The organism is Acidimicrobiia bacterium (assembly GCA_035948415.1).
GTDB lineage: Bacteria > Actinomycetota > Acidimicrobiia > IMCC26256 > PALSA-555 > PALSA-555.
In genome coordinates this window covers 1-2,697 of the sequence record DASZJD010000012.1, presented here as the reverse complement: position 1 = coordinate 2,697, position 2,697 = coordinate 1, and the positions used below count along the sequence as shown (strand labels likewise).

The window sequence follows — 2,697 nt, the reverse complement described above, 5'->3', positions numbered from 1 at the left end:
GGTCACCCGGGACCAGCGGTCCAAGCCGCCGTGAGCATCGACCACGAGAGACAACAGGTCGTCCACGTGCTGCTCCTCCGTTGACGCTGCTCAGTCGGGGGGCGGGGTGGGCCCGGTGTTGGGTCGTGGCAGATCCCGGTCAGCCCGGTCGGGGCGCCCGCGTTGGTGTCCAATCGTCCACGGATCGGCGAACACGATGGCCCCGCGCCCGCCTGTCGAAGGGTGGTGGGAGCCGCCGAACCGCGTCGCGTCGATTGTGTGACGCGGCCGCCTCGCACGTTGCCCGGAACGCACCCCTGCATCCACCGCTGCACCGCCTGAGGCCGACGATGTTGGATCCGACAGGACCCAGTTGTGGGCGATCAAGTTACTCGGAGACATCGCTCGAGACCAAGCTGCCGCTCCCGGCGCAGGTTTCGGTCACGCGACGGTCGCGAAGCCCGTCCCCGGCCGCACTCGCGACCACCGGGTTCAGGTCGACGGGTTGGTCGTGCTCGGGAGGAGGTTCTTGAGCGTGGAGTAGTCGGTGACCTGGTCCGCGGGAGGAGCCTGCACGACGACGGGGACGCCGAAGTCGTAGAACTCGAAGGTCATGCCGAGGTTGACGGCTGGGTTGTGCGCGGGGTTGATCGTGACGTTCATGCCGTATCGCCGAACCAGTCCGCTGCCATCGATCCACACCTCTACCGGGAGGCGGTGAGGGAACGCGAACAGTCTCGTCGCGCTGCGGACCTTGTCCCGCACCGCCGAGGGGAGCCGTTTCAGCGCGAGGTCGACGTCCACGTCAGCGCGGTAGTGGGTCGTGGCGACGCCACGGACCTCGGCGGGCCCCACCCGTTGCACGGACCCGTCGGTGACTCCCTGCAGCGTCTCGAGTTCAGATGAGGCGTCGCTGCCCAGCGTTGGAGCTCCCGCCGTCGCAGCCGCACCTGAGCCGAGCTGGCTGAGATCCAACTTGACCCACTCGACATCGGCGAGCTCAGGAGGAACCGGTCGGCGAGCGCTCCGGAGAATGGGCCCCAGGTCCATGTAGGCCGACCGGTCGACCACTCGCATCTCCAAGCTCGCCGGCTGCTGCACAAGCTGACTGAAGTCCAGGTTGAGTGAGAGCTGCCGGCCGGTGAAATCTACGAGGCCACCGAAGGTCATCCGGCCAGTCAGTGACGTCGACTGAAAATCCACTTCGCCCGCCAGGCGCGCTGAGCCCTGCTTGGCCGTTCGCGCGACGCTGCGCCGGATCACGTCCGCTGAGTTGCTCGAGCGACTGGCGCTTGCGGGCTCGGCCACGAGCCCGACCGCGACCACGACGAGCCCGATGCCGACTGCGCGCAGCGCGCGTCTCATCCCCGTGGGTCCCGACGCCAGCTCCGAACCCGTGGTGGCCATGGCAAGCCATCGGCACGAATCCGGCCGGAGTTGACCGGGAGCAACGCATCCAGGAGCCGCTCGGGGAGCTCGGAGCCATTGCTCACTCACTCAGCTGGCGACGGGCAAGCCGTCGGGAAAGCTCATCTTGAGGACGAACAGGTCACGCCCACCCCAGGGGTAGCCGACTCGGTGGTTGAGCCACGCCGCGAGGGACATCCACTGTTGTCCGGACGGATCCGTGAAGAAGCCGGGGGCGCCGGGGCCCTGTACGCCCTTCCCGGAGGTGAGCCAAGGGCCTGGGACGTCGACGCACGATCCGGCCGGCGTGGCGCACGTGGCGTAGCCGATGGCGTAGCCGGCGGTCTGCCAATGGTTGCCCGCATAGAAGAGGTAATACCGGCCGGCGAAGCCCACCATGCTGGGACCCTCGACGCTGCCGTCTTGCCACGGTTGGCTTGCAGTGAGGAGCGAGCTCGGCGTGCCGATCAGCGACGCGCCGTCGGCGCTGAGCGGTTGGCTCACGATGGCGTCGTAGTTCTTCCAGATCAGGAACGCCTGGCCGGAGGCGGCGACAAAGACGCTGGGATCAATGGCGCCGCCGGGGGGGCAGACCAGTGGAGCCGCGCTGTGATCGACGAATGGGCCCGCCGGGCGGGTGGCGAACGCCACCGAGAGGCAGTTCGCGCCTGACGCGGTGACACGGGCCGAGTAGTAGAGGACATAGGCGTGACCCCGCACGAGCACCGAGGGGTGGAAGGTCCAGTCCCGGCTCGCCCAGCCCGGGAGCTTCGGCAGGGCCTCGCGACGTCCCCCGGTCCCGAACAGCCCGTGGGTCGCGAGGACCGGCACGTTGAAGCCGGCTGTGTTCGTCGCGTACGCGTAGTAGGAGTCACCCAGCCGCAGTACTGACGGGTCCGGAAAGTCGTCGCAGAAGACGGCGGCCGACCCCCCGTGGACGAACTGTCGCAGCGTGCGAACGATCCCGAGTCGTCCGATCGGAGGCGGCTGGCTCGATGCCTTGACCGGACCGCTGGCTGAACCAAAGTGAACATCGTCACACGGGGTCGTGCGCAGGACCTGCACGACGACGACCGCGCTGACCACGAGCGCGAGGACGGCGACAATCGCCATGACGCCGAGGATCCGCCGGCGGCCGAAGTCGGAGCGGCGCGACGCGAGCCGCCGGGTGGTCACGCGCTAAGCCGAGATCATGCCGACTGGGCCAGACCCGCGGCACCGACGCCGACGACCACGATCCGCACCTGACCAGCCTGCCAGCCGGCGGCACCGGGCAATCGGCACGTTGTTCCCCTGGTCACGAGTCTCCCC

Annotated in this window: 2 protein-coding genes; both read right to left on the bottom strand. The window is 68.7% G+C overall.

Annotated features, from left to right (window positions below; all coding sequences use genetic code 11):
• Positions 1-471 precede the first annotated feature (471 nt).
• Positions 472-1,242 carry a hypothetical protein gene (locus VG869_01530; protein ID HEV3449861.1) on the bottom strand — a complete coding sequence of 257 codons (771 nt, stop codon included), beginning with the start codon at positions 1,240-1,242 and terminating at the stop codon, positions 472-474.
• Between the two features lie 234 nt (positions 1,243-1,476).
• Positions 1,477-2,562, bottom strand: a complete 1,086-nt coding sequence (locus VG869_01525; protein HEV3449860.1) for a glycoside hydrolase family 43 protein — start codon at positions 2,560-2,562, stop codon at positions 1,477-1,479.
• Positions 2,563-2,697 lie beyond the last annotated feature (135 nt).